Raw genomic sequence first — 21,290 nt, 5'->3', positions numbered from 1 at the left:
ACAGCCTGCCCGGCTATTTCAGGAAGAGCTTGCGCAACCTTCCGGTAGTGAGCGTGATGCCGAGGGCGATCATCACGAGGTAGTAGGCGACATGAACTGCCGTGGCCGGGCTGAAGGAACCGATGCTGATCTGCCGCAGGAGTTCCACGCCGTGCCATAGCGGCATTGCTTGGATGAGCCACTGGATGTATTGCGGATAGACACTCAGCGGGTAGAAGGTGGCGCTGAAAAGGAACATGGGCAGCATGAAGAAGTTGATCCAGTCCATCTGTTGGAAAGTCTTCATGAAGCTCGTGATGCCCATGCCGAAACTCGCAAAGCCGAAAGCGATCAGCACCGAGGCCGGAATGACGAGGATGGCCCATGGCGTGGTGATGAGTCCCATGACGGCCATGACGGCCGTGAACCCTGTGGCATACAGGAGTCCGCGCAGCAGGGCCAGGAAGATCTCCCCGATGGCTACGTCCAACGGCCCGAGGGACGTGTAGAGCATTCCCTGGTACAGCTTGGCGAAGTTCATCTTGAAGAAGACGTTCCAGGTGGAGTCATAGACAGCGCCGTTCATGGCGGACACGGCCAGGAGCGCGGGAGCGATGTAGGCCGCATAACTGATTTCCTGGCCGCCCGGTCCCGCCACGGTTCCCACAATCGGGCCGAGTCCCACGCCCATGGAAATCAGGTACAGCACCGGCTCGAAGAACCCTGAGACGAGGATCAACCAGGTGCTGCTTTTCGCTGCCATGAGGCCCCGTGACACAACAGCAAGCGCGTTGCGGGAGTACAGAGGGCCGAAGGTGCGTTCCCGGGCAGCGTCGGTGGCGCTATGGCCTCCAGTAAGAACGCTCATGTCCCCATCCTCCTGACGAACTGGCGCCGCGTCAGCGTCCAACCTGCAGCGGCCGCGCCCACGAGGAACACGACGTGGGTCAGGGTCAACAAGGGATTCTCCTCGAGTCCATAGGTGAAGACGCGGCCCAATTGCGTTCCATGCCACACCGGGGAGATCCAACCGATCCAGCGCACCCCGAGCGGCAGCGAATCCAGCGGGAAGAACGTGCCCGAGAACAGGAACAGCGGCACCACGATGAAACGCTGCACCAACGCGAACTGGCCGGAGTCTTTGGTGATGGTCGAGGCGTAGGCCATGAGCGGCAGCCCGAAGGACAAACCGGCCACTGTCGCAACTATCGCCGACACCCAGCCCCACGGACTCGGCGAGGCACCGAACATGACCACGATGGCGAAGTACACCGCTGATTGCACAAGGAATTTCAAGGCACTGGCCATGATGTGCCCCGCGGCGATCTGCTGCGGTACGAGCGGTGAGGCGTGCGGGCCATAGAACACGCGGCGCCATTTGAAGCCGTCCATGATCGGGTAGGAAAAGTCCCCTGACGCAGTCATGACGGCGGATGAGACCAACAGTGCCGGCGCGATGAACGTCAGGTAGTTCACGCCCCCGAACACGGCCGCGCTGTTCGCATCCACGAGGCTCGCCAGCCCGACGCCCATCGCGAAGAGGTAGGCCACGGGCTGCCCCACGCTGTACAGGAAGACGGACCAGCCGTAGCCGCGCATCACTCGCAGGACCTGCTCGGCGTAGAAGAAGGATCCCCAGCGCCTCGCCCGGCTGGCGGAAACGGCCGGCGAGTGGGCGCTAGTCAACGAGGCTCCGCCCGGTCAGCCGGAGGAAGACGTCCTCCAGCGAAGAACGCCGCACGAGCGAGGTCAAGGGACGGAGCCGGCGGGCGGAGACTTGCTCCAGGGCCGATTCGCCGTCGTTCGCGTAGATGAGCACGCGGTCCGGTAGCGTCTCGACGCGTTCGCCGATGCCTGCAAGTTCGACGCCGATGGTGGCGTTGCGTTCAGAGCCGAAGCGGAGTTCCAGCACCTCGCGTGTGGAGTATTCGCGGATCAGGCTGGCGGGCGAGCCTTCGGCCATGATCCGTCCTTTGTCCACTACGATCAGCCGGTCGCAAAGTTGTTCGGCCTCGTCCATGTAGTGGGTAGTGAGGATCAGCGTTACGCCTTGTTCCTTGAGCCGGAACAGCCGGTCCCAGAGGATGTGCCGGGCCTGCGGGTCCAGTCCCGTGGTGGGCTCGTCCAGGAGCAGGATCTTGGGCTCGTTGATGAGCGAGCGGGCAATCGTGAGACGCCGTTTCATGCCGCCCGAGAGGGCATCGACCCTGGACTTGGCTTTGTCTGTCAGTTGGGCGAACTCGAGCAGTTCGTCGGCCTTGGGACGCAAGTAGCTCAACGGCAAGCCGAAGTAGCGGCCATAGACAATCAGGTTTTCGCGGACCTTCAGTTCCTCGTCCAGGTTGTCCTGCTGCGGCACCACCCCGAGGTGCGCACGGACTTCCGGCCCATGGGTTTCCGGGTCCAGGCCCATGATGCTGAGCTTCCCGGACGTCCGCTGGGAGACGCCGCCGATCATTTTCATGGTGGTCGATTTGCCGGCGCCGTTCGGGCCAAGCAGGCCGAAGGACTCCCCCGCCGGAACCTCGAACGAGATACCGTCGACGGCGGTGAGCTCGCCGTAGCTCTTGGTGAGGTTTTCGGCTGTGATGACTGCGGGTGGGTTCATCTGGAAGCTGGCTGACGTGGAGAAAGAGCGGGTGGCTTCATTGTGCACCCCAGCAGACTAGTAGAGCCAAGGAATACGTGAAAGAGGTATTCCGCAATTTTCTGGAGTAACTCGCGGGACCCTGCGGGACATTCTGCGAGATCACTCCAAACCTCAGGCCCTGGAACCGCGTGATTCCAAGGCCTGATGGTTTATCCAGACGAGTGATCCAGCAGAATCGTCCGGTTCCCTACTTCGTCGGATGTGCCCGCAGCACTTCCAGGCGCTGGCGGTACTCGGTCTCGTCGATTTCGCCGCGTGCGTAGCGCTCCCTCAGCACGCTTTCGGCGCCCTGGGTTGCTGCCCAGTAGTGGTTCCGACGCCACATCCGGCGGCCGAAGAAGATGAAGCAACCGATGACCAGGAACCAAAACAGCGGGATCAGGAGGAAAAACGGCCAGAAGACGAATCCGTCCCCCGGCCCATGGACGACGTCGGCGGGAAGCTGCGCGGCCGCGGCGCCGATGGTGGTGCTCAGTGATGTCAACATGTCCAGTCCAAACTCTCAACAGGCCGTATCTCGGCTCTGGTTCCAGTCTGGTTTTTGGCCCATCGAAAGGCGTCGGCCACAGGGAGTCACTTGCGCCCTGCCGCCTACTCCCCCGGGAGACAGCGGGCCAAGGCTAGCTGCTCCAGCCCGGCCGGACCAATCCGGATTCGTACGCCAGCACTACCAATTGCGCACGGTCCCGGACCAGCAGTTTGGTCATGATCCGTGAAACGTGCGTCTTCGCTGTCAGAGGAGTGATGAACAGCCGCTCGGCGATCTCTGCGTTGTTCAGGCCCTCGCCCACGAGCGCCAGGACTTCCCGCTCGCGCTCGGTGATTTGGCCCAGGGGCACTGTCTTCGACGCAGCCTTGCTGTGCAGGGCCAGCTGGGCCATGATGCGGCGGGTCACGGACGGCGAAAGAAGGGCATCGCCGTCGTGCACCACCCGCACGGCGCGGATCAGTTCCTCCGGTTCGGTGTCCTTGACGAGGAAGCCGGCGGCACCCGCGCGCACGGCCTCGGCGATGTATTCGTCCAGCTCAAACGTGGTGAGGATGATGATGCGGGTGTGCGCGAGGCGGGGGTTGGCCAGGATTTGCCGCGTTGCGGCGAGCCCGTCGCCATCAGGCATGCGGATGTCCATGAGCACGACGTCGGGCGCCTCACGTTCGGCCAGCCTGACGGCGTCCCTGCCGGTACCCGCTTCCGCCACCACTTCCATGTCCGGTTCAGCGTCCAGGAGGGCCCGGAATCCCGCCCGGATGAGGTTCTGGTCGTCGGCAAGCAGTAAGCGGATCATAGCTGGCGTTCTCCCTTGTTGGAGTTCAGAGGGAGGTTCGCTTCCACGCGCAGCCCGGGCTCCAGCGGCGTCAGGCCAAGCGTGCCGCCAAGGGCCTCGATGCGCTCCCGCATGCCCCTGAGCCCGTTTCCGGCGGGCGCTCCCCGGAGGCCGCCGCCGTCGTCGTCGATCCTCACCCTCAGCGCATTCCCGGCCAGTTCTAGAAGTACGACGGCGGACGCCGCGCCGGCGTGCCTGCGGACGTTGCTCAGCGCTTCCTGGACGATCCGGTAGGCGGCTTCCTGCTGCGCTGGGCCAAGGTGTTCGGGGCCTGCCCTGTCCGCCTCTACGGAGTTTTCGAACCGCACTTCCAAGCCGCCTCGCCTCGCGTCCTCCACGAGTTCCGGGATCCGCCCCAGGCTTGGCGGCGCCGCGGGACTCAGCGGGGCGTCGTCGCGCAGCACACCGAGGAGCTGACGGACTTCGGCCAGGGATTCCTTGCTGGCGGCCTTGATGGCTTCCAGCGCCGGGCGGAGCTTCTCGGGATCGTTCGTTCCCAGATGGAGCGCCACGGAAGCCTGGACGTTGATCATCGAGAGGGAGTGGGCCACCACATCGTGGATATCGCGGGCGAGCGTGAGACGGTACTCGTCCCGTTCGGCCTGTTTCGCGGCCTCCCGCCGTCGCCGGTATTCGGCCATCCGCTCGCCCCGCCGTCGGAAGCCTTCACCGATCAGGACAAGGATCGCCGCCCAGGCAACACCGGCAGAGGCCCGGACCAGCCCCGTCTCATCCCCTGCGAGGACAGCCATCAGAACGACGGCTGCAGCACAAATTCCCGCCCCAAGCCAGGCCTGCCAGCGCAGCCCCGCGGCGGCGGTGAGGACGATCGAGCAAGCCAGGGACAGCACAATCGGACCCCAGGCGTAACCGAGGAGTAAATAGCTGGACGTGGCCGCGAGGGTGATCGGCAGCATGACAGCGGGCCTGCGGGTCCGGAAAGCCAAGGCCGCGGGGCCCGCCAAGAGCAGCATGAAGGCGAGCGGATCCAGGGGGCGCAGGGCAGCCTGATGGCTCGCCGAAAACACAGTCCCCAAGACCTGGATCAGGGCCACCGCGATCACGATGAAACTCGTGGGCGGACCCTGGAAACGCCGCTGCATGCTCCGAGCCTAGCCGCGGAGGGCGCCGGCGTCGTCGGGTTAACGGTGTAGGGCGCCTACTCCGGCGGGAGTAGGCGCCCTACACAGCGCTGTGGAGCACAATCAGGCGATGCCGGAAACGCTTCCCGCTGCCAATTGGCGTTCCGCGGCTTCCACCACGTTGGTCATGAGCAGCGCCACGGTCATGGGCCCGACGCCGCCAGGGTTCGGCGAAATCCACCCGGCCACATCGGCAACGGCGGGATCGATGTCGCCGTGGACTTTGCTCTTGCCCGTCTCGGGGTCGGTTTCACGGGTGACACCGACGTCGAGCACGGCCGCGCCCGGCTTCACGTCCGCAGGCTTGACGATGTGCTTGGCACCCGCCGCGCCTACAATCACGTCCGCCTGCCGCAGCAGCTCCGAGAGGTTCTTGGTGCCGGTGTGCGTCAGCGTGACGGTGGCGTTCACGGCCCGCCGGGTGAGCAGCAGACCGATCGAGCGGCCGATCGTGACGCCGCGGCCGACAACCACAACGTGCTTGCCGGCGAGGCTGTAGCCGTTGCGCTCCAGGAGCTCGATGACGCCGCGGGGTGTGCACGGCAGCGGCGAGGTGATCTCTCCGTTGACGTTGAGCACCAGCCGGCCCAGGTTGGTCGGGTGCAGGCCGTCGGCATCCTTGGCGGGGTCGATCCGCTCAAGGATCGCGTCTGTGTCCAGGTGCTTGGGCAGCGGCAGCTGCACGATGTAGCCGTGGCAGGCGGGGTCCGCATTGAGTTCGTCGATGAGGGCCTCAACCTGGGCCTGGGTGGCGTCCGCCGGAAGCTCACGCTGGATCGAGTTCATCCCGATCTCCACGGACTGCTTGTGCTTCATGGACACGTAGAGCTGCGAGGCAGGGTCCGCACCTACGAGCACGGTGGCAATGCCCGGAGTTACGCCGCGGGCCCTCAGGGCAGCGACGCGCTCAGTCAGCTCGGACTTGATGGCGGCTGCGGCTGCTTTGCCGTCAAGGATCTTCGCGGTCTGCGCCATGGACGGGTTTACCACTGCTCGTGCTGCGGGTACAGCGGGAAGTCGGCGGCGAGCTTGTCGACGCGGGCCTGCAAGGCTTCGACGTCGGTAGCGGAGCCGGACTTCAGCGCCGAAGCGATGATCTCGGCAACTTCGGTGAATTCGGTGGCTCCGAAGCCGCGGGTAGCCAGTGCCGGGGTACCGATGCGCAGGCCGGAGGTGACCATCGGCGGGCGGGGGTCGAACGGAACGGCGTTGCGGTTGACGGTGATGCCCACGGAGTGCAGGAGGTCTTCGGCCTGCTGGCCGTCCAGCTGCGAGTTGCGCAGGTCCACGAGGACCAGGTGGACGTCGGTGCCGCCGGTCAAGACGGAAACGCCGGCTTCAGCGACATCGGCCTGGTTGAGGCGATCGGCGATGATCTTGGCGCCTTCGAGGACGCGCTCCTGGCGCTCCTTGAATTCCTCGCCGGCAGCGATCTTGAAGGCGACAGCCTTGGCGGCGATGACGTGCATGAGCGGGCCGCCCTGCTGGCCCGGGAACACGTTGGAGTTGAGCTTCTTGGCCCACTCCTGCTTGGCGAGGATTACACCGGAACGGGGGCCGGCCAGCGTCTTGTGCACCGTGGAGGTGACGACGTCGGAGTGCGGCACCGGGCTCGGGTGCAGGCCTGCTGCGACGAGGCCCGCAAAGTGGGCCATGTCCGTCCAGAGGAGCGCGCCAACCTCGTCGGCGATGGAACGGAAGGCTGCGAAGTCGAGGTGGCGCGGGTAAGCGGACCAGCCGGCGATGATGACCTGCGGCTTCTCGGCAATGGCCTGTTCGCGGAGCTTGTCCATGTCCACGCGGAAGTTGTCTTCTTCAACCTGGTAGGCAGCTACGTTGTAGAGCTTGCCGGAGAAGTTGAGCTTCATGCCGTGGGTCAGGTGGCCACCGTGGGCGAGGGAAAGGCCGAGGATCTTGTCACCGGGAGTGATCATGGCGGACAGGGCTGCGGCGTTGGCCTGCGCGCCCGAGTGCGGCTGGACGTTGGCGTACTCAGCGCCGAAGAGCGCCTTCACGCGGTCGATGGCCAGTTGCTCGGCGATGTCGACGTATTCGCAGCCGCCGTAGTAGCGGCGGCCCGGGTAACCTTCGGCGTACTTGTTGGTCAGGACCGAGCCCTGGGCCTCCATGACGGCGCGGGGCGCAAAGTTCTCGGAAGCGATCATTTCCAGGGTGCCGCGCTGGCGGCCGAGTTCCTGTTCCAGAACTGCTGCGATCTCGGGGTCGAGCTCGGAAAGCGGCTGGTTGCTGATGGTCGCGGAGGTGATGGTGGTGGTGGTCACGAAGATCTCCTGGATAGGCAACGGGTGTTTCTACAGGTCAGGCTACCGGCTGGGTTTTTTCAATGCCTTTGATTACGGGGCATGGCACAGCGACAGTAAAACGTGACCCTCGGCCCAGGCGTACGATCCGTGGTCTTCATCAATGCCGCTCCCTGGTGGTACACCACCCAACGCCAGTCGCGACGACTTAAACAGTACAACAGGTGCGCAACGGTAGGCTTGATCGTGTGACTGACTCCACCCTGCCTACGTCTTTTGTTGTAACCCTGTCCTGCCCGGACCGGCCCGGAATTGTGCACGCCGTTGCAGGCGCTTTGTTGGAGGCCGGCTGCAACATCGCCGATTCCCAGCAATACGGCAGCCCCAGCACGGGAAACTTCTTCATGCGGGTGGAAGCCACGACGTCCTCGACCCAGGCTGAACTGAGTTCCGCGCTGGCGCCGGTGGCCGAAGCATTCGGTATGAAGTGGCAGATCAACCCCGTGGGCCGGAAGGTCCGTACCCTGATCCTGGGATCAAAGGACGCACACTGCCTCAACGATCTGCTCTTCCAGCAACGCACTGGCACCCTCCCCATAGAGGTGCCGGCCATCGTGTCCAACCACAGGGACCTCGAAGGCCTGGCGGAGTTCTACGGGATCCCCTTCCACTACATCCCAGTCACTCCGGACACCAAGCCCCAGGCCGAGGCGAAGCTGCTCGAACTCATCCGTGAGCATGGCATCGAGTTGACCGTCCTGGCGCGCTACATGCAGGTCCTCTCCAACGAACTCTGTACCGAACTCAGTGGCAAGGCCATCAACATCCATCACTCCTTCCTGCCGTCCTTCAAGGGCGCGAAGCCCTACCACCAGGCGCATGCCCGGGGCGTGAAGATCATCGGAGCCACTGCCCACTACGTCACGGCAGACCTCGACGAGGGTCCGATCATCGAGCAGGAAGTCATCCGGGTGGACCACGCCCGCACAGCCGAGCAATTCGTGCAGATGGGCCGCGACGTCGAGGGCCGCACCCTGGCGCAGGCGGTGCAGTGGCACGCCGAGCACCGCGTCCTGCTCGACGGCACCCGCACGGTGGTGTTCAACTAGCGCCCGTCCCCCTCCCAACTAGCTCGCATTTGTTGTCGTTTTGACGCCTCATAACGACATCTACTGCGAGCTAGTTGGGTGTTCTACGCTGGGTGCATGGACGGGACCCGGAGGGCCTTCAGCGACGAAGCCGACTATCACGAGGCGAACCTGGCGGTTTACTACGACCGGCAGGCTGGAATCCAGAACACCCGCGCCATGACCCCGCATCGGACGGAATGCCGCGACTGGTTCATCCGCTTGCTCAAGGACGAACACAGGCACTCGCTGTTCGAACTAGGCTGCGGCACCGGCGTCGAAGGTTTGGAATTCGTGAGGGCGGGACTGCACTACACCGGCGTCGACCTGTCCGAGGAGAGCATCCACGTTGCCCGCGCCAAAGGGCTCAACGCCAGCGTTGCCAGCGGCCGGTCCCTGCCGTTCGCCGATGCCACTTTCCCGGCCGTGTGGACCATGAGCACCCTCCTGCACGTCCCCAACGCGGTAATCCACGACGTCGTTCGTGAACTCGTGCGGGTCAGCGCGGCTGGCGCGCCGATCGCCGTCGGGCTCTGGTCCGGTGACGATGAAGAAGTCCTCAACCCCGAGGACCAAGACGAGCCGCGGCGGTTCTTCAGCCGCCGGAGCGACGACGCCGTGCGCCGCATCTTCGGCGCGCACGGCGACGTGGAGCACTTTGAGACCTGGCCCGAGGGCACGGGAGCCGAATCCGGGCCGGGTGCGGGGAATTGGACACAGCACTACCAGTTCCTGGTCCTCCGGACGCGTCCCGATTCAGCCAAGTGACTCGCATTTGTTGTCGTTTTCAGGGCTCATAACGACAACAAATGCGACCCAGTTGGGATGGGTGGACCGGACGCCGTCATCTAGGCTTGCCCCATGGCTCCCATTTACACCTTTGCCGGCGATACCCCGGCCATCCATGACACCGCCTTCGTGGCACCCACGGCTTCCATCATCGGCAAGGCCACCCTCGGCGCGGACTCGAGCGCCTTCTATGGCGTGTCGGTCCGTGCCGACACCGCCGCCATCAGCGTCGGTGCCGGCTCGAACCTCCAGGACAATGTGGTCCTGCACGCCGACCCCGGATTCCCCTGCACCGTCGGCGAGCGCGTCAGCGTCGGGCACAGCGCAGTCGTCCACGGCTGCACCGTGGAGGACGACTGCCTCATCGGCATGAGCGCCACCATCTTGAACGGCGCCGTCATCGGTACCGGTTCGCTCATTGCCGCTGGCGCGGTCGTGCTTGAGGGGACTGTCATCCCGCCGCGCTCCTTGGTTGCCGGCGTGCCCGCCAAAGTGCGCCGCGAACTGAGCGAAGAAGAGCTCGACGGCGTGAAGCGCAACGCGGCGCACTACCGCGAGCTGGCGGCAGCGCACCGCGAGATGCACGCACAAGGCTAGTCCAGGCTGACCGGACCCAGTTCGTCCAACAAGTCACCGGGACCGGGGTTGCCTGCCACGGACGAACCACCAAGATGGTTCACGACGCCCCACACAGCGTTCAACCCTGTGGTGACGGCGCCTTCGGCCCAGCCAGCAGTGAACGAGACGTCGTCGCCGGCCAGGAAGATCCCGCGCTGGCTCTCCGGCAGCTTGTCCTGCTTGAAGTGCGTAAACAGTCGCTGCTGGTAGCGGTAGTGCCCGGGCAGGTTGGCCTTGAAGGCACCCATGAAGTTGGGGTCGGCCTCCCAGGAAACGGTGATGGGCTGGCCCACGATGTGGCTCGCAATGTCCACACCGGGGTAGATCTGCTCGAGCGAGTGGAGCATGAGCTTGACTCGTTCCTCGGCGCTGAGCGAGAGCCACTTCAGGGCGTCGTCGTTCCACGTGTAGGAAAGGAGGATGACGGCAGGCTTGTCCGGGCCGTCGTCGAGCAGGTACGTTGCCCGGTTGAGCCGGTCGGTCAGGGTCATGGACAACACCTCCCGGCCCGTTTCGGGGTCGATGTCCTTCCAGAACGGCCGGTCCACCATCACGAAGGTCTTGGACGACTGCATGTAGTGCGAGCGCTCGATCGCGGTCCACAGTTCCGAGGGGAACAGCGATTCCTGGGTGTGGATGCGCGTGGACAGCAGCCAGGACTGGCACGTGGTCACGACGGCGGAGTACCCGGTCTCGCGGCCCCAACGCTCGCGCACCATGAGATCGCCGTTGCCTCCGCGCTCGATGCGGTCCACGGCTCCGCGAGGGGAACCGGAATGCAACGATGCGAGGGAAGTGCCCTCGGGCCAGTGAGCCATGCCCGACGGCGCGTGGTGCCACAGTGCCTCGGGGAGCCGTTGCGCTCCCCCGGTGATGAGCCGGTGCTGGTCATCAGCGTCGGTGTAGACGACGCGCAGGATCTCGAGGATCGAGTTGGGGAAATCGGTGTCCCAGCCGCCGGTGCCGAAACCTACCTGCCCGAAGGCCTCGCGGTGCGCGAATCCGGCCTCCTTGAAGGACTTGCTTGCGGCGATGAAGCCGTAGAAAGTCTGCTCATCCAGGAGCGGGAGCAGCTCGTTCCACAGCTCCTTGATGCGTTTGGTGTCGCGGGCCCGGATCGCCTCCTGCATTTCCTGGAACGCAGCGCCGTCATTCACTGCGGCCTTCCACGCCGCGGCAACCTCGTGGAAGAACTCCGGCAGCTCAGCAGAGGTGGCGGCGTAATGCTTCTGCCCGGCCAGCTCGATCACGGTGCTCGATGTTGCAGGCGCGAGCGGGTTGGGGAATTCCTGGGTGTCCAGGCCGAGGAGATCCACATAGTGGTAGAACGCCTTGCCTGACACGGGGAATCGCATGCCGCCGAGGTCTGCCACCACTCCGGGAGCCGAGGGGAAGCTCGCGGTGCGCAGCCGCCCACCGATCTGGTCGGCCTCGTAGACCACGGGTCGCAGCCCGAGCTTCATGAGCTCGTAGGCCGTGACGAGTCCCGACAGGCCGGCACCGATCACCGCGACCTCCGTCCCGTACAGTTCCGGCGGAACAACCGCCAGGCCGTCGGCGTGGGCCAGGTAGTGGTCGTAGCTGAACGGGAAGTCCGGGTTCAGCATGGTGATGGGAGCGTCGGCCGGCGTTGCTTGGGAAGTTCCCGGGTGCCCGGCGCGGGGTGTGGGTTCCGTCGGCAATTCGGTGGCGATGGTCATGAAAGTTCTGCCTTCACAGTTTCCGGGTCGGCGACCCTGGCGGATAGTTCACGGTATTCCTGTTCGGTCAGGGCCGCTACCTTGGAGTTCCGGCGTCCGTAGCCGAAGTAGAGCGCGATCCCGACGAGCATCCAGCCGCCGAATACCACCCAGGTGTCAGCACCCAGGTTGGCCATGAGGTAGGCGCACATCAGCGTGCCGAGAACAGGAGTGATCGGGTAGAGCGGCACGCGGAAGCTGCGCTTGAGCTCCGGGCGGTTGCGCCGCAGGTAGATGACGGCGACGTTCACGAGCGCGAATGCGAAGAGGGTGCCGATGCTGGTGGCGTCGGCGAGCGCGCCGAGCGGGACGAGGCCCGCTGTGAGTGCGACGGCGGTGCCCACGATGAGCGTTCCGGCCACCGGAGTGCCGGTTCGCGGAGAGATACGGCCGAAGACCTCCGGGACCAGTCCGTCGCGGGACATGGAGAGCAGGATGCGGGTCTGGCCGTAGAGGACCGTCAGGACGATGCTTGCGATGGCGAGCACGGCTCCGATGGAGAAGACGAGCGCGATCCAGGGCTGGTGGGTGGTTTCCTCGAGGATCTGGACGAGGGCTGCCTCGGTGCCGCCGAACCATTCCCAGGGGCGTGCGCCGATGGCGGCCACGGCAACCAGGACGTAGATGCTGGTCACGATGACCATGGATAGCAGGATAGCGCGGGGCATGTCGCGCTTCGGGTTGCGGGCTTCCTCACCTGCCGTGGAAGCGGCGTCGAAGCCGATGTAGGAGAAGAACACCCGGGACGCGGCAGCCGAGACGCCTGCGGCCCCCATGGGCATGAGCGGTTCGAAGTTCCCGGCGTTGAACGCGGTGAACGCAACTGCGCAGAAGAACAGCAGGATAACAATCTTGATGCACACGATCACAGTGTTGATCCAGGCGCTTTCCTTGGCGCCGCGCACCAGCAGGATCATCGCGAGGACCACGATCGCCATGGCCGGGATGTTGACCACGCCGCCGCTGCCCGGTGGCTGGGACATCGCGTCCGGCAGGAACTGTCCGAACGCGGCAAGGGTTTCGTTCACATATTGCCCTGCGCCGACGGCTACTGCAGCCACAGAGACCGCGTATTCGAGGACGAGGCACCACCCACAGATCCAGGCCATGCCCTCGCCCATCGTGGCGTAGGAGTAGGAGTAGCTGGATCCGGCAACGGGCACGAGGCCTGCCATTTCGGCGTAGGACACTGCGGAGAACAGGGCGGCCAGGCCCGCGACCACGAAGGAAATCCAGACTGCTGGACCGGCCAGCGGCACGGATTCACCCAGGATCACCAGGATGCCGGTGCCCAGCGTCGCGCCGACACTGATCATCGTCAGTTGGAGCACGCCGAAGCTGCGGACGAGCGGCGTACCGCTTTCGCTGCTTCCGGCTTCGCTGACCATCTGCCCGATCGGCTTGCGGCGCAGGAGCTGCGAACCGAGTCCCGGGCGGCGGGCGGCATTGCCGGCATCTGTATTCGTGGCGTGCGTTGGCTTGGTCTGGGTGGAGGTAGGCACAGTCACCGTTGACGTCCCTTCAGAGTAGTTGGCGGTTTCCCCTGACAACCGTAAGCCTGTGAGCCAGCTCTCACGGCGGTGCAAAATGACCTATAGTGATCAACCATGAGACGTATTGCACAATCAGAAACGACGCCGGAAGCGGCGCTTTCCGGGCAGGTCAGCGTTGACCTGTCTGCGATTTCAGACAACATCAAAGCACTCAAGAAGCGCACCGCAGCGCCGCATTTCATGGCCGTCGTCAAGGGGAACGGCTACGGTCACGGCCTCGTGGATGTGGCCCGGACGGCGGTGGCGGCAGGCGCTGATTGGCTGGGAACCGCCCAGTTGAGCGAAGCCATTGCACTTCGCCAGGCGGGCATCACCGTGCCGGTCCTGTCGTGGCTATATCTGGCATCCCAGACCAGCGCAACGATCCGTGAGGCACTCGAGTACGACGTCGACGTTTCGCTTGGGAGCGTTGGTCAACTTGAGGTCCTGGCAGGGATCGCGAGGCAATTGGGCCGCCCCGCCGTCGTGCACCTGGAGCTGGACAGCGGCCTCAGCCGCGGCGGCGCGCGCAAGGAAGACTGGTCCGAACTCGTGGCCCAGGCTCACAAGGCCGAGGAGGACGGCACGGTGGTTGTCCGCGGCATCTGGACCCACTTGGCCTGGGCCGATGTACCCGCCCACCCTGGCAACGCCGCAGCCGTGGCGGAGTTCGAAGACGCCGTTCGCGAAGCCCGGGCTGCCGGCCTGGACCCGCAGCTGCGGCACGTGTCGAGCTCGGCAAACATCCTGGACCGGCCCGAATTCCACTTCGACATGGTCCGCGCCGGACTGGCGATCTACGGACTCGCCCCGGCGGACCATTTGGATCCCGCCGACTTTGGACTTCGCCCCGCCTTGAGCGTCACCGCGCCGCTCGTCATGGTCAAGAAAGTCCCGGCAGGGACTGGCGTCAGTTACGAACACCAGGCCATCACGCATGAGCCCCGCTATCTCGGCCTCATTCCCCTCGGCTACGCCGACGGCATCCCCAAAGGCATCAGCGGCCGGAGCCTGGTCCAGATCGCCGGCAGGAAAGTCTCCGTGATCGGCAAGGTGTGCATGGACCAGTTCATGGTGGACCTCGGCCCGGACGCGTCTGGAATCGAGGTCGGAGACACGGCAGTCCTGTTCGGCGATCCTGCCGAAGGGGCTGCGAGCGCCGACGATTGGGGCGCCGCCATCGGAAGCCACGGCGACGAGATCATCAACCGGATCGCACCGCGACTCCCCCGCGTGTATGAGTCCGCTGCGTACGAGTGCCCCGATTACCAGGAGGCACCGAGCGATGTCGCCTGAGCCCACCCCCGGCCGCCTCAGTTTCGTCACGCTTGAGCAGTTCCTGAAGCAGCTGCCGCCAGAGTTGGAGATACTCCACGACGGCGGCAGCGGCGGGGAGCTGCTGCGCTGGGTTGAACCCAGCGAACTGGACGATCCCACCCCCTACCTGCCGGAGGGGGAGTTCCTGCTGACCGCGGGACTCCCTTTCCTGGGTGATGGCGGGTCCAGGGAAAACGTCGATGCGTACGTGAAGCGGCTGGTGGGGGCCGAGGTGGCGGCGCTGGGGTTCGGGATCAGGCCGTATTTCGACGCCGTCCCGGCCGAGCTGCTCAAGGCGTGCCGACGGCACCAGCTCACCTTGATTGAGATCCCGGAGTCCATCCCGTTCGCCGCGATCGGGCTTGAGTTCTCCCAGCTCCTGGAATCGGACAACGCGAAGGTCTTCCGCCAGCTCGCGGACACCAACAGGCAACTCATGCGGGCAGTCCTCTCCCCTCGGCCGGAACACGAGCTGCTCGCCGCTTTGGTCCAGAAGGTGCCTGTCTGGGCACTTCTCGTCGGAGCGGACGGGCGTGTACGTGCGCGCGCCCACGCTGCCGGCGGCAGCACCGGCGTCGAGCACTCGTTACTGGAGCCCATGCTGGGACGACTCCTTTCGGGCAGCGGACCGCGGGTTGAAGTGGACGGCTTTGAGCAGCCGGGATCGGCGATGGTCTTCGGCCACCCGCTGCGCAGCACCAAGGACGCCAACCTGGGCGCCCTGATCCTGGGCTCGGACACTGCGCTGACACCCGCCCAGAACAGCGTGGTGCAGTCGGTGGTGGGGCTGCTGGAGTTGCTCGTCCGCCAACGGACCAGCGGTTCGCTCGCGCCAAGCCAATTGGCGACGGCGTTGCTGCTGCACCCTGAAAGCCTTGCCAGCGGCGGAACCCGGCACGTCAACGGGCTCAAGGACCTCCTCGCGCAAAGCCTGTCCTCCACGCGATCCGCTCCCCTGCGCGTGGTCCAGGGCATCAAGGTGGACTCCCCCGAATGGCCTGCAGGTGACAGCCCGGTGCGCGAGCTTTTGCAGTGGCGGCGCCTCTTCGACACCAAACTGGTGGAAATCACCGATTACGGATTCGCTGCAATCACCCGTTTGAAGGTGGACGACGCGCTCCTGGCGGACATCGAAAAGCTCGGTTGGCGGCTCGTCATTGGAGACGCGACGGAACTGACTGGCCTCGCCGCAGCGCATCAGCGGGTGACGTCGCTCCGTTCACGGGTCCAGTCCAGCGGACGGAGCGCCCGCGTCGATGAGGTGACCTGGTCCGTCACCGGGCTCCTGGGACGCGAGGCCGGGTCCATGCTGGCCGCGAGGCTCCTTGAACCGGTGCTTGCCTTGGAAGCTGATCGGCGCGATCCCCTCCTGGCTGTGCTCCGGGGCTGGCTGAGCGAAAACGGCAGCTGGGACGCCTCCGCCAAACTGCTGGGGTTGCACCGCAACAGCGTGCGCCGCCAGATCGGCCTGCTCGCCGAACTGCTCGACACGGACCTGAACCAGGCTCAAGTGCGCGCGGAGCTTTGGATCGCGCTGCAGTACACGGACGGTTTGGTGGGCGGAGGGGACGGCTAGTCTTCCCACTCCCGGTACAGCTCGGGGCGGCGTTCGCGCAGGTAGGGCACCTGTTCCCGGGCTGCCTTGACGCTTTCCGTGGAAATCTCGGCGAAGAGCAATGCCGTGCCATCACCGGCGGCAGCGAGCAATGAGCCGCCCGGACCGGCGACCACGCTTCCGCCAAGGAAGTCACAACCGTCCTCTTGGCCGCTGTGGTTCGCGTAGGCCACGTTGAGTTGGCTCTCCATCGCCCGGGCACGGATAAGGACCTGCGGTACGGCGTCGAAGCCCGCAGAGAGTGCGGTGGGAACCAGCAGAAGTTCAGCGCCTCGCATGGCCGCAGCGCGGACGCTTTCGGGAAACTCGACGTCGTAGCAAATCAGCAGCGACGTTTTGATCCCGTTGAAGTCCACGACGCCGGGAGCAGCTTGGGCGGCTGAGAACGCCTTTCGCTCCTCCTCGCCGAAGAGGTGCACTTTGTCGTAGTCCAGGAGCACGGTTCCGTGCGCGTCCAGAAGAGTGGCGGAGATATGCCAGCCGCCATCGGCAGCAGGTGCGGGAAGGCTGTAAACGAGTCCGATGCCGTGCGTGCTGGCGATGTCCGCAAGGCGCCCCCGGATACTTGGGAGAACTGCAGGATCCAGCTCGGTGTGGAGCCTCAGCGGCGCATAGCCTACCGGGAAGAGCTCGGGCGTCAGCAACAAGGAGGCCCCCGCCGCGGCAGCGCGCTGCGCCGCCGAATCGACCGTCTTTAGATTGGCGTCGATGTCCAGGACAACAGCGTTGGCCTGCAGAACGGACAGCAGCATCATTACCACCTCGATAGCACCTTGCATCCCCCGTCGGGCGTTCATGTGAGACACGCCCGGGATTACTCGTGATTCCAGCCTAGCCAGCCGCAGGCCGGCCCCACAGGACAAATGGACCTGCGGACGGCCCGCCGGGGATGGATCGTACAAATCTGCCGCATAGTTCATGACGCCGATGCAAGTTTGCTCCATTGCGTTAACTTCTTGACTGCAACTGTGATTTGAGGCACGCTTCTTGTCATGCCCGCAACATCCAGCTCGACGAAGAGCCATCGCAAAAACCCCGGCTCGCAATCAGCGCTGCGCCATCTGAACCAGCAGCGGCTCATCGAATGCCTGCTGAGCGGGCCATCCACCCAGGCCGAACTCGCCAGGCAGACCGGTCTTTCCACGGCAACGGTGTCCAACATCGTCAAGATCATGCAGGACGCGGGGCTCGTCTCCACCGAACCGATCACTAGCTCCGGACGCCGGGCACTGAACGTCAGGCTCAACAGCAACGGTGCTGTCGCCGTCGGGATCGATTTTGGCCGGCGGCACCTGCGGGTGGTCCTGGCCTCGCTGGGCTATCACATCATCGTCGAGGAAACCGTCACACTGCCCCTTGGCCACCACGCCGAACAGGGCATCAGCGCCGCCGTCGCGCTCCTCAACAAACTCTTGCTCGAAAGCGGGGTTGACCGAAGCGCGGTAGTTGGCGCGGGCGCCGGCATAGCCGGTCCCATCGACCGCCGTTCCGGCACTGTGGCGCAGGGTGCCATCCTGCCCGAATGGGTGGGGATCCAGATTCTCGAACGACTGGAGGAAGCCCTTGATCTTCCCGTATACGTTGACAACGACGCCAATCTCGGTGCCCTCTCCGAGGTCACATGGGGGCCGCACAGCGGGATCAGCAACCTCATGTTCCTCAAGATCGGTTCCGGCATTGGAGCGGGCCTCATCATCAATGGCGCACCCTACTACGGGGCGGTGGGAATCACGGGAGAAATCGGCCATGCGACCATCCACGAATACGGCGCCATCTGCCGCTGCGGCAACCGGGGCTGCCTGGAAACGATGGCTTCCACCACCACCATGATCGAGCTGCTCGGGAAGGGCTCGGGGCTGCACCTCGAGCCCGAGGACATTGTCCGAAACGCCCTGGCGAGGGATCCGGCGACCCTTCGCGTGGTGGACGATGCGGGGCTCGCGGTGGGGCGGGCACTGGGCAATGTGGCGAATCTCATAAACCCCGAAGTCATCGTGGTTGGCGGCCCCCTGGCCGGGCTCGGCGACATCCTCCTGGACCCGATCAGGCGCGGTCTAGTCCGCCACGCAGTGCCCGTAATCGGCGAGACAACGCACTTGGCGATGTCTTCGCTCGGCGCCCGGGCGGAGGCCCTCGGGGCCGCCGCTTTGGTGTTCCAGCACGCCGGAATCAAGCAGGGCTGAACATTTCGTTACCACGCTGTTATCGCCGTCTTGCGTTAAAGTCTTGACGACAAGCGGTGTGATCCAGTTTACTTTCTCATCAGATAGGCTCGCCATCCCCGAGCCGACAACGACGTCAAACATTGGAGGCGCAAGCGTATGTCGACCCCCATTACGCACCAGGATCCGGTTCTCCTCGAGATGCGGTCCATCACCAAGGAATTCCCCGGCGTGAAGGCGCTCTCGGACGTTAGCCTCCGGGTCAAGGTGGGCGAAATCCACGCGATCTGCGGTGAAAACGGTGCAGGCAAGTCCACGTTGATGAAGGTGCTCTCCGGGGTTTACCCCTACGGCAGCTACGACGGCGACATCGTGTACCAGGCGGAAGTCCAGCAGTTCAAGGACATCCGGGCCAGCGAACATGCGGGAATCGTGATCATCCACCAGGAACTGGCGCTGATTCCCGAGCTGTCCATCATGGAAAACATCTTCCTCGGCAACGAACCGGTCCGTCGCGGCATCATCGATTGGGCCGAGGCACGCAAGCGCTCAATCGAACTGCTCGCACGGGTTGGCTTGCGCGAGGACCCGGATACCCCCATCAAGGAAATCGGCGTCGGCAAGCAGCAGCTCGTGGAAATCGCCAAGGCCCTGAACAAGTCCGTCAAGCTGCTCATCCTCGACGAGCCCACCGCGGCCCTCAACGAATCGGACTCCCAGCACTTGCTGGATCTGATCCTTGGCCTCAAGGGCCGGGGCATCACGTCCATCATCATTTCCCACAAGCTCAATGAGATCGAGCAGATCGCGGACGAGATCACCATCATCCGCGACGGCAAGTCCATCGAGACGCTCAACGTCGTGGAAGACGGCGTCGACGAGGACCGGATCATCAAGGGCATGGTCGGGCGGACGCTCGAGTCCCGCTTCCCGGACCACACCCCGAAGATCGGCGAGGTGTTCTTCGAGGTCAAGGATTGGACGGTCGGGCATCCCCAGATCCAGGACCGCCTTGTCTGCAAGAACTCCAGCTTCCATGTGCGCCGCGGGGAAATCGTCGGCTTTGCCGGCCTGATGGGTGCCGGCCGCACCGAGCTTGCCCGCTCCGTCTTCGGCCACTCCTACGGCCGGTTCATCTCGGGACAGGTGTACAAGGACGGCAAGCCGATCACGATGCGGAGCGTCCGCCAGGCGATCGACGCCGGTCTCGGCTACGTCACGGAAGACCGCAAGAGCCTGGGACTGAACCTCCTGGATGACATCAAGACCACCACGGTGTCAGCCAACTTGAAGAAGATCAGCCGGGGAATTGTCGTGGACACCAACAAGGAATTCATGGTGGCCGAGCAATACCGGAAATCGCTGCGCACCAAGACCCCGTCAGTGGAGGAAGGCGTATCGAAGCTCTCCGGCGGAAACCAGCAAAAGGTGGTTCTCGCCAAATGGATGTTCACCGATCCGGACCTTCTCATCCTGGATGAGCCCACGCGCGGAATCGATGTCGGGGCCAAGTACGAGATCTACGGAATCATCCAGCAGCTGGCCAACCAAGGGAAGGGCGTGATCGTGATTTCGTCCGAGCTTCCCGAGCTGCTGGGCCTCTCCGACCGTATCTACACCATCTTCGAGGGCTCCATCACTGGCGTACTCAACAAGGACGAAGCCAGCCAGGAAAGCCTCATGAAGCTCATGACATCCAGCCGCAAAGCTGCCTGACCCCGGTCACCTCCAGAACCACACGGACACAAGGACCCAAAACAATGAACGCGCTCAAGAAGCTATTCGGTGGCAACACCCGCCAATTCGGCATGATCTTCGCCCTGGTTGCACTCGTCATCTTCTTCCAGATCTTCACCTCGGGCCGCACGCTCACCCCGGGCAACGTCATCAACCTCTTCAACGGCAACTCCTACATCCTGATCCTGGCAATCGGTATGGTCCTGGTCATCATCGCCGGCCACATCGACCTTTCCGTAGGTTCAGTAGCGGCCTTCGTCGGTATCTCGGTGGCCCTCGCCATCAGGGACTGGCACCTGCCCTGGTACGTAGCAGTCCTGTTCGGGCTCCTGCTCGGCGCCCTGATCGGAGCCTGGCAAGGATTCTGGACGGCATACGTCGGGATTCCGGCATTCATCGTGACCCTTGCGGGCATGCTGCTGTTCCGCGGCTTCAACCAGTTCGTCGGCAAGTCCAACACCGTTCCGGTCCCGGAAGACTTCCAGTACCTGGGCTCCGGGTACCTGCCCGAGATAGGGCCGAAGACGGGGTATAACAACCTGACAATCCTGCTGGGCCTTATCGCCGTCGCATTCGTGATTGTCAGTGCGATTCGTTCCCGCCGCACCGCCCAGGCACTGGGCGCCGAAGTACAGGAAGGCTGGGTGATGGTCACCAAGCTCGTGCTCGTCAATGCAGCCATCCTCTACGCCACGTACCTGTTCGCGACTGGCCGCCCCGGCACCTCGTTCCCCATCCCGGGCCTCATCTTGGCCGTGCTGGTCCTGATCTACGGTTTCATTTCCGCCAAGACGGTCATCGGCCGCCACATCTACGCAGTCGGCGGCAACCGCCACGCGGCCGAGCTCTCCGGAGTTCAGTCCAAGAAGGTCAATTTCATGGTCATGATGAACATGTCCATCCTTGCTGGCCTCGCCGGCATGATCTTCGTGGGCCGCTCCACCGCTTCGGGTCCGTTCGACGGCGTCGGCTGGGAACTGGATGCGATCGCTGCGGTATTCATCGGTGGCGCAGCGGTCACCGGCGGCGTGGGCACCGTGATCGGCTCCATCGTTGGTGGCCTCGTCATGGCTGTCCTCAACAACGGCCTCCAACTGCTCGGCGTCGGCGCGGACCTCACCCAGATCATCAAGGGCCTGGTGCTGCTGGCAGCCGTTGCCTTCGACGTCTACAACAAGACCCAGGGCAAGAAATCAATCATCGGAATGATGATGAAAAACTTCGGCCGGAGCAGCGAAAACGCCCCGGACGAGACGACCTCAACCAAGGAAGTCATCTCCAAGGAAGCCTGACCGGC

General features: G+C 64.3%; 19 protein-coding genes and 1 riboswitch. Of the genes, 8 read left to right on the top strand and 11 right to left on the bottom strand.

The window, feature by feature from the left end:
* Positions 1-13: 13 nt before the first annotated feature.
* The 8 genes from ACSKT0_RS05420 to glyA all read right to left on the bottom strand — a co-directional run bounded on the left by ACSKT0_RS05420 (position 14) and on the right by glyA (position 7,378).
* Positions 14-847: an ABC transporter permease gene (locus ACSKT0_RS05420; RefSeq protein ID WP_437772852.1), complete on the bottom strand. Its 834-nt coding sequence runs from the start codon at positions 845-847 to the stop codon at positions 14-16.
* The gene (locus tag ACSKT0_RS05415; RefSeq protein ID WP_437772851.1) at positions 844-1,665 is read right to left on the bottom strand and encodes an ABC transporter permease; all 822 of its coding nucleotides are present in this window, start codon (positions 1,663-1,665) and stop codon (positions 844-846) included. The genes ACSKT0_RS05420 and ACSKT0_RS05415 overlap by 4 nt, the downstream gene beginning before the upstream one ends.
* Positions 1,658-2,587 carry an ABC transporter ATP-binding protein gene (locus ACSKT0_RS05410; protein ID WP_437773973.1) on the bottom strand — a complete coding sequence of 310 codons (930 nt, stop codon included), beginning with the start codon at positions 2,585-2,587 and terminating at the stop codon, positions 1,658-1,660. Before ACSKT0_RS05410 ends, ACSKT0_RS05415 begins: the two co-directional genes overlap by 8 nt.
* 229 nt (positions 2,588-2,816) lie before the next feature.
* Entirely contained in the window at positions 2,817-3,116 is a 300-nt protein-coding gene (locus ACSKT0_RS05405; RefSeq protein WP_345450074.1) for an SHOCT domain-containing protein, read from the bottom strand.
* 133 nt (positions 3,117-3,249) lie between these two features.
* On the bottom strand, positions 3,250-3,915 hold the full coding sequence (locus tag ACSKT0_RS05400) for a response regulator (RefSeq protein WP_437772850.1): 666 nt from the start codon (positions 3,913-3,915) through the stop codon (positions 3,250-3,252).
* Positions 3,912-5,057, bottom strand: a complete 1,146-nt coding sequence (locus ACSKT0_RS05395) for a sensor histidine kinase (protein WP_437772849.1) — start codon at positions 5,055-5,057, stop codon at positions 3,912-3,914. The genes ACSKT0_RS05400 and ACSKT0_RS05395 overlap by 4 nt, the downstream gene beginning before the upstream one ends.
* Positions 5,058-5,159: 102 nt before the next feature.
* A complete protein-coding gene (locus ACSKT0_RS05390; RefSeq protein WP_437772848.1) occupies positions 5,160-6,071 on the bottom strand; it encodes a bifunctional methylenetetrahydrofolate dehydrogenase/methenyltetrahydrofolate cyclohydrolase in 912 nt (303 codons plus the stop codon).
* Between the two features lie 8 nt (positions 6,072-6,079).
* Entirely contained in the window at positions 6,080-7,378 is a 1,299-nt protein-coding gene (glyA, locus tag ACSKT0_RS05385) for a serine hydroxymethyltransferase (protein ID WP_236818388.1), read from the bottom strand.
* Between the two features lie 105 nt (positions 7,379-7,483).
* Positions 7,484-7,569: riboswitch (ZMP/ZTP riboswitch) on the bottom strand.
* A 36-nt stretch (positions 7,570-7,605) separates the two neighbouring features.
* Between glyA and purU the strand changes: the two genes are divergently transcribed.
* From purU to ACSKT0_RS05370, 3 genes are all read left to right on the top strand, one after another.
* Positions 7,606-8,466 (top strand): formyltetrahydrofolate deformylase, encoded by an 861-nt coding sequence (purU, locus tag ACSKT0_RS05380; protein ID WP_437772847.1) that lies wholly within the window; start codon positions 7,606-7,608, stop codon positions 8,464-8,466.
* 96 nt (positions 8,467-8,562) lie between these two features.
* A complete protein-coding gene (locus tag ACSKT0_RS05375) occupies positions 8,563-9,252 on the top strand; it encodes a class I SAM-dependent methyltransferase (RefSeq protein WP_437772846.1) in 690 nt (229 codons plus the stop codon).
* Between the two features lie 93 nt (positions 9,253-9,345).
* Positions 9,346-9,870, top strand: coding sequence for a gamma carbonic anhydrase family protein (locus ACSKT0_RS05370; RefSeq protein ID WP_437772845.1), 525 nt, complete (start codon positions 9,346-9,348; stop codon positions 9,868-9,870).
* On the opposite strand, the gene ACSKT0_RS05365 is transcribed toward ACSKT0_RS05370, so the two are convergent.
* Together ACSKT0_RS05365 and ACSKT0_RS05360 are read right to left on the bottom strand one after the other, a co-directional pair.
* Positions 9,867-11,591: a flavin monoamine oxidase family protein gene (locus tag ACSKT0_RS05365; RefSeq protein WP_437772844.1), complete on the bottom strand. Its 1,725-nt coding sequence runs from the start codon at positions 11,589-11,591 to the stop codon at positions 9,867-9,869. The genes ACSKT0_RS05370 and ACSKT0_RS05365 overlap by 4 nt on opposite strands.
* Complete coding sequence (locus tag ACSKT0_RS05360; RefSeq protein ID WP_437773972.1) at positions 11,588-13,018, bottom strand: amino acid permease; 1,431 nt, start codon at positions 13,016-13,018, stop codon at positions 11,588-11,590. Before ACSKT0_RS05360 ends, ACSKT0_RS05365 begins: the two co-directional genes overlap by 4 nt.
* Before the next feature lie 219 nt (positions 13,019-13,237).
* Here ACSKT0_RS05360 and alr point away from each other — a divergent pair, with 219 nt between their 5' ends.
* Together alr and ACSKT0_RS05350 are read left to right on the top strand one after the other, a co-directional pair.
* The gene (gene alr / locus ACSKT0_RS05355) at positions 13,238-14,458 is read left to right on the top strand and encodes an alanine racemase (protein ID WP_437772843.1); all 1,221 of its coding nucleotides are present in this window, start codon (positions 13,238-13,240) and stop codon (positions 14,456-14,458) included.
* The gene (locus ACSKT0_RS05350; protein WP_437772842.1) at positions 14,448-16,055 is read left to right on the top strand and encodes a PucR family transcriptional regulator; all 1,608 of its coding nucleotides are present in this window, start codon (positions 14,448-14,450) and stop codon (positions 16,053-16,055) included. Before alr ends, ACSKT0_RS05350 begins: the two co-directional genes overlap by 11 nt.
* Here the strand turns inward: ACSKT0_RS05350 and ACSKT0_RS05345 are convergent.
* Positions 16,052-16,849, bottom strand: a complete 798-nt coding sequence (locus ACSKT0_RS05345) for a carbon-nitrogen hydrolase family protein (RefSeq protein WP_437772841.1) — start codon at positions 16,847-16,849, stop codon at positions 16,052-16,054. The two genes, ACSKT0_RS05350 and ACSKT0_RS05345, sit on opposite strands and share 4 nt — an antisense overlap.
* A 237-nt stretch (positions 16,850-17,086) precedes the next feature.
* Here ACSKT0_RS05345 and ACSKT0_RS05340 point away from each other — a divergent pair, with 237 nt between their 5' ends.
* The 3 genes from ACSKT0_RS05340 (at position 17,087) to mmsB (ending at position 21,285) form a co-directional block, all read left to right on the top strand.
* Positions 17,087-18,277, top strand: a complete 1,191-nt coding sequence (locus ACSKT0_RS05340) for an ROK family transcriptional regulator (protein ID WP_437772840.1) — start codon at positions 17,087-17,089, stop codon at positions 18,275-18,277.
* 138 nt (positions 18,278-18,415) lie between these two features.
* Entirely contained in the window at positions 18,416-19,972 is a 1,557-nt protein-coding gene (gene mmsA, locus ACSKT0_RS05335) for a multiple monosaccharide ABC transporter ATP-binding protein (RefSeq protein ID WP_284992025.1), read from the top strand.
* Between the two features lie 44 nt (positions 19,973-20,016).
* On the top strand, positions 20,017-21,285 hold the full coding sequence (mmsB, locus tag ACSKT0_RS05330) for a multiple monosaccharide ABC transporter permease (protein WP_437772839.1): 1,269 nt from the start codon (positions 20,017-20,019) through the stop codon (positions 21,283-21,285).
* Positions 21,286-21,290: the final 5 nt, after the last annotated feature.

This window comes from Arthrobacter sp. KNU40 (assembly GCF_051515115.1).
In the GTDB taxonomy this organism is placed as follows: domain Bacteria; phylum Actinomycetota; class Actinomycetes; order Actinomycetales; family Micrococcaceae; genus Arthrobacter.
Note: the sequence above shows the minus strand (reverse complement) of the source record. Positions and strands in the feature narration are given on the sequence as shown.

Bases quoted from the DNA above. Each gene is read 5' to 3' on its own strand.
- ACSKT0_RS05365 (WP_437772844.1), bottom strand. From the start codon at position 11,591: ATGACCATCGCCACCGAATTGCCGACGGAACCCACACCCCGCGCCGGG.
- mmsB (WP_437772839.1), top strand. From the start codon at position 20,017: ATGAACGCGCTCAAGAAGCTATTCGGTGGCAACACCCGCCAATTCGGC.
- ACSKT0_RS05340 (WP_437772840.1), top strand. From the start codon at position 17,087: ATGCCCGCAACATCCAGCTCGACGAAGAGCCATCGCAAAAACCCCGGC.
- ACSKT0_RS05360 (WP_437773972.1), bottom strand. From the start codon at position 13,018: ATGGTCAGCGAAGCCGGAAGCAGCGAAAGCGGTACGCCGCTCGTCCGC.
- ACSKT0_RS05405 (WP_345450074.1), bottom strand. From the start codon at position 3,116: ATGTTGACATCACTGAGCACCACCATCGGCGCCGCGGCCGCGCAGCTT.
- ACSKT0_RS05395 (WP_437772849.1), bottom strand. From the start codon at position 5,057: ATGCAGCGGCGTTTCCAGGGTCCGCCCACGAGTTTCATCGTGATCGCG.
- ACSKT0_RS05410 (WP_437773973.1), bottom strand. From the start codon at position 2,587: ATGAACCCACCCGCAGTCATCACAGCCGAAAACCTCACCAAGAGCTAC.
- ACSKT0_RS05350 (WP_437772842.1), top strand. From the start codon at position 14,448: ATGTCGCCTGAGCCCACCCCCGGCCGCCTCAGTTTCGTCACGCTTGAG.
- ACSKT0_RS05345 (WP_437772841.1), bottom strand. From the start codon at position 16,849: ATGATGCTGCTGTCCGTTCTGCAGGCCAACGCTGTTGTCCTGGACATC.
- alr (WP_437772843.1), top strand. From the start codon at position 13,238: ATGAGACGTATTGCACAATCAGAAACGACGCCGGAAGCGGCGCTTTCC.
- ACSKT0_RS05400 (WP_437772850.1), bottom strand. From the start codon at position 3,915: ATGATCCGCTTACTGCTTGCCGACGACCAGAACCTCATCCGGGCGGGA.
- ACSKT0_RS05390 (WP_437772848.1), bottom strand. From the start codon at position 6,071: ATGGCGCAGACCGCGAAGATCCTTGACGGCAAAGCAGCCGCAGCCGCC.
- ACSKT0_RS05375 (WP_437772846.1), top strand. From the start codon at position 8,563: ATGGACGGGACCCGGAGGGCCTTCAGCGACGAAGCCGACTATCACGAG.
- ACSKT0_RS05420 (WP_437772852.1), bottom strand. From the start codon at position 847: ATGAGCGTTCTTACTGGAGGCCATAGCGCCACCGACGCTGCCCGGGAA.
- ACSKT0_RS05370 (WP_437772845.1), top strand. From the start codon at position 9,346: ATGGCTCCCATTTACACCTTTGCCGGCGATACCCCGGCCATCCATGAC.
- mmsA (WP_284992025.1), top strand. From the start codon at position 18,416: ATGTCGACCCCCATTACGCACCAGGATCCGGTTCTCCTCGAGATGCGG.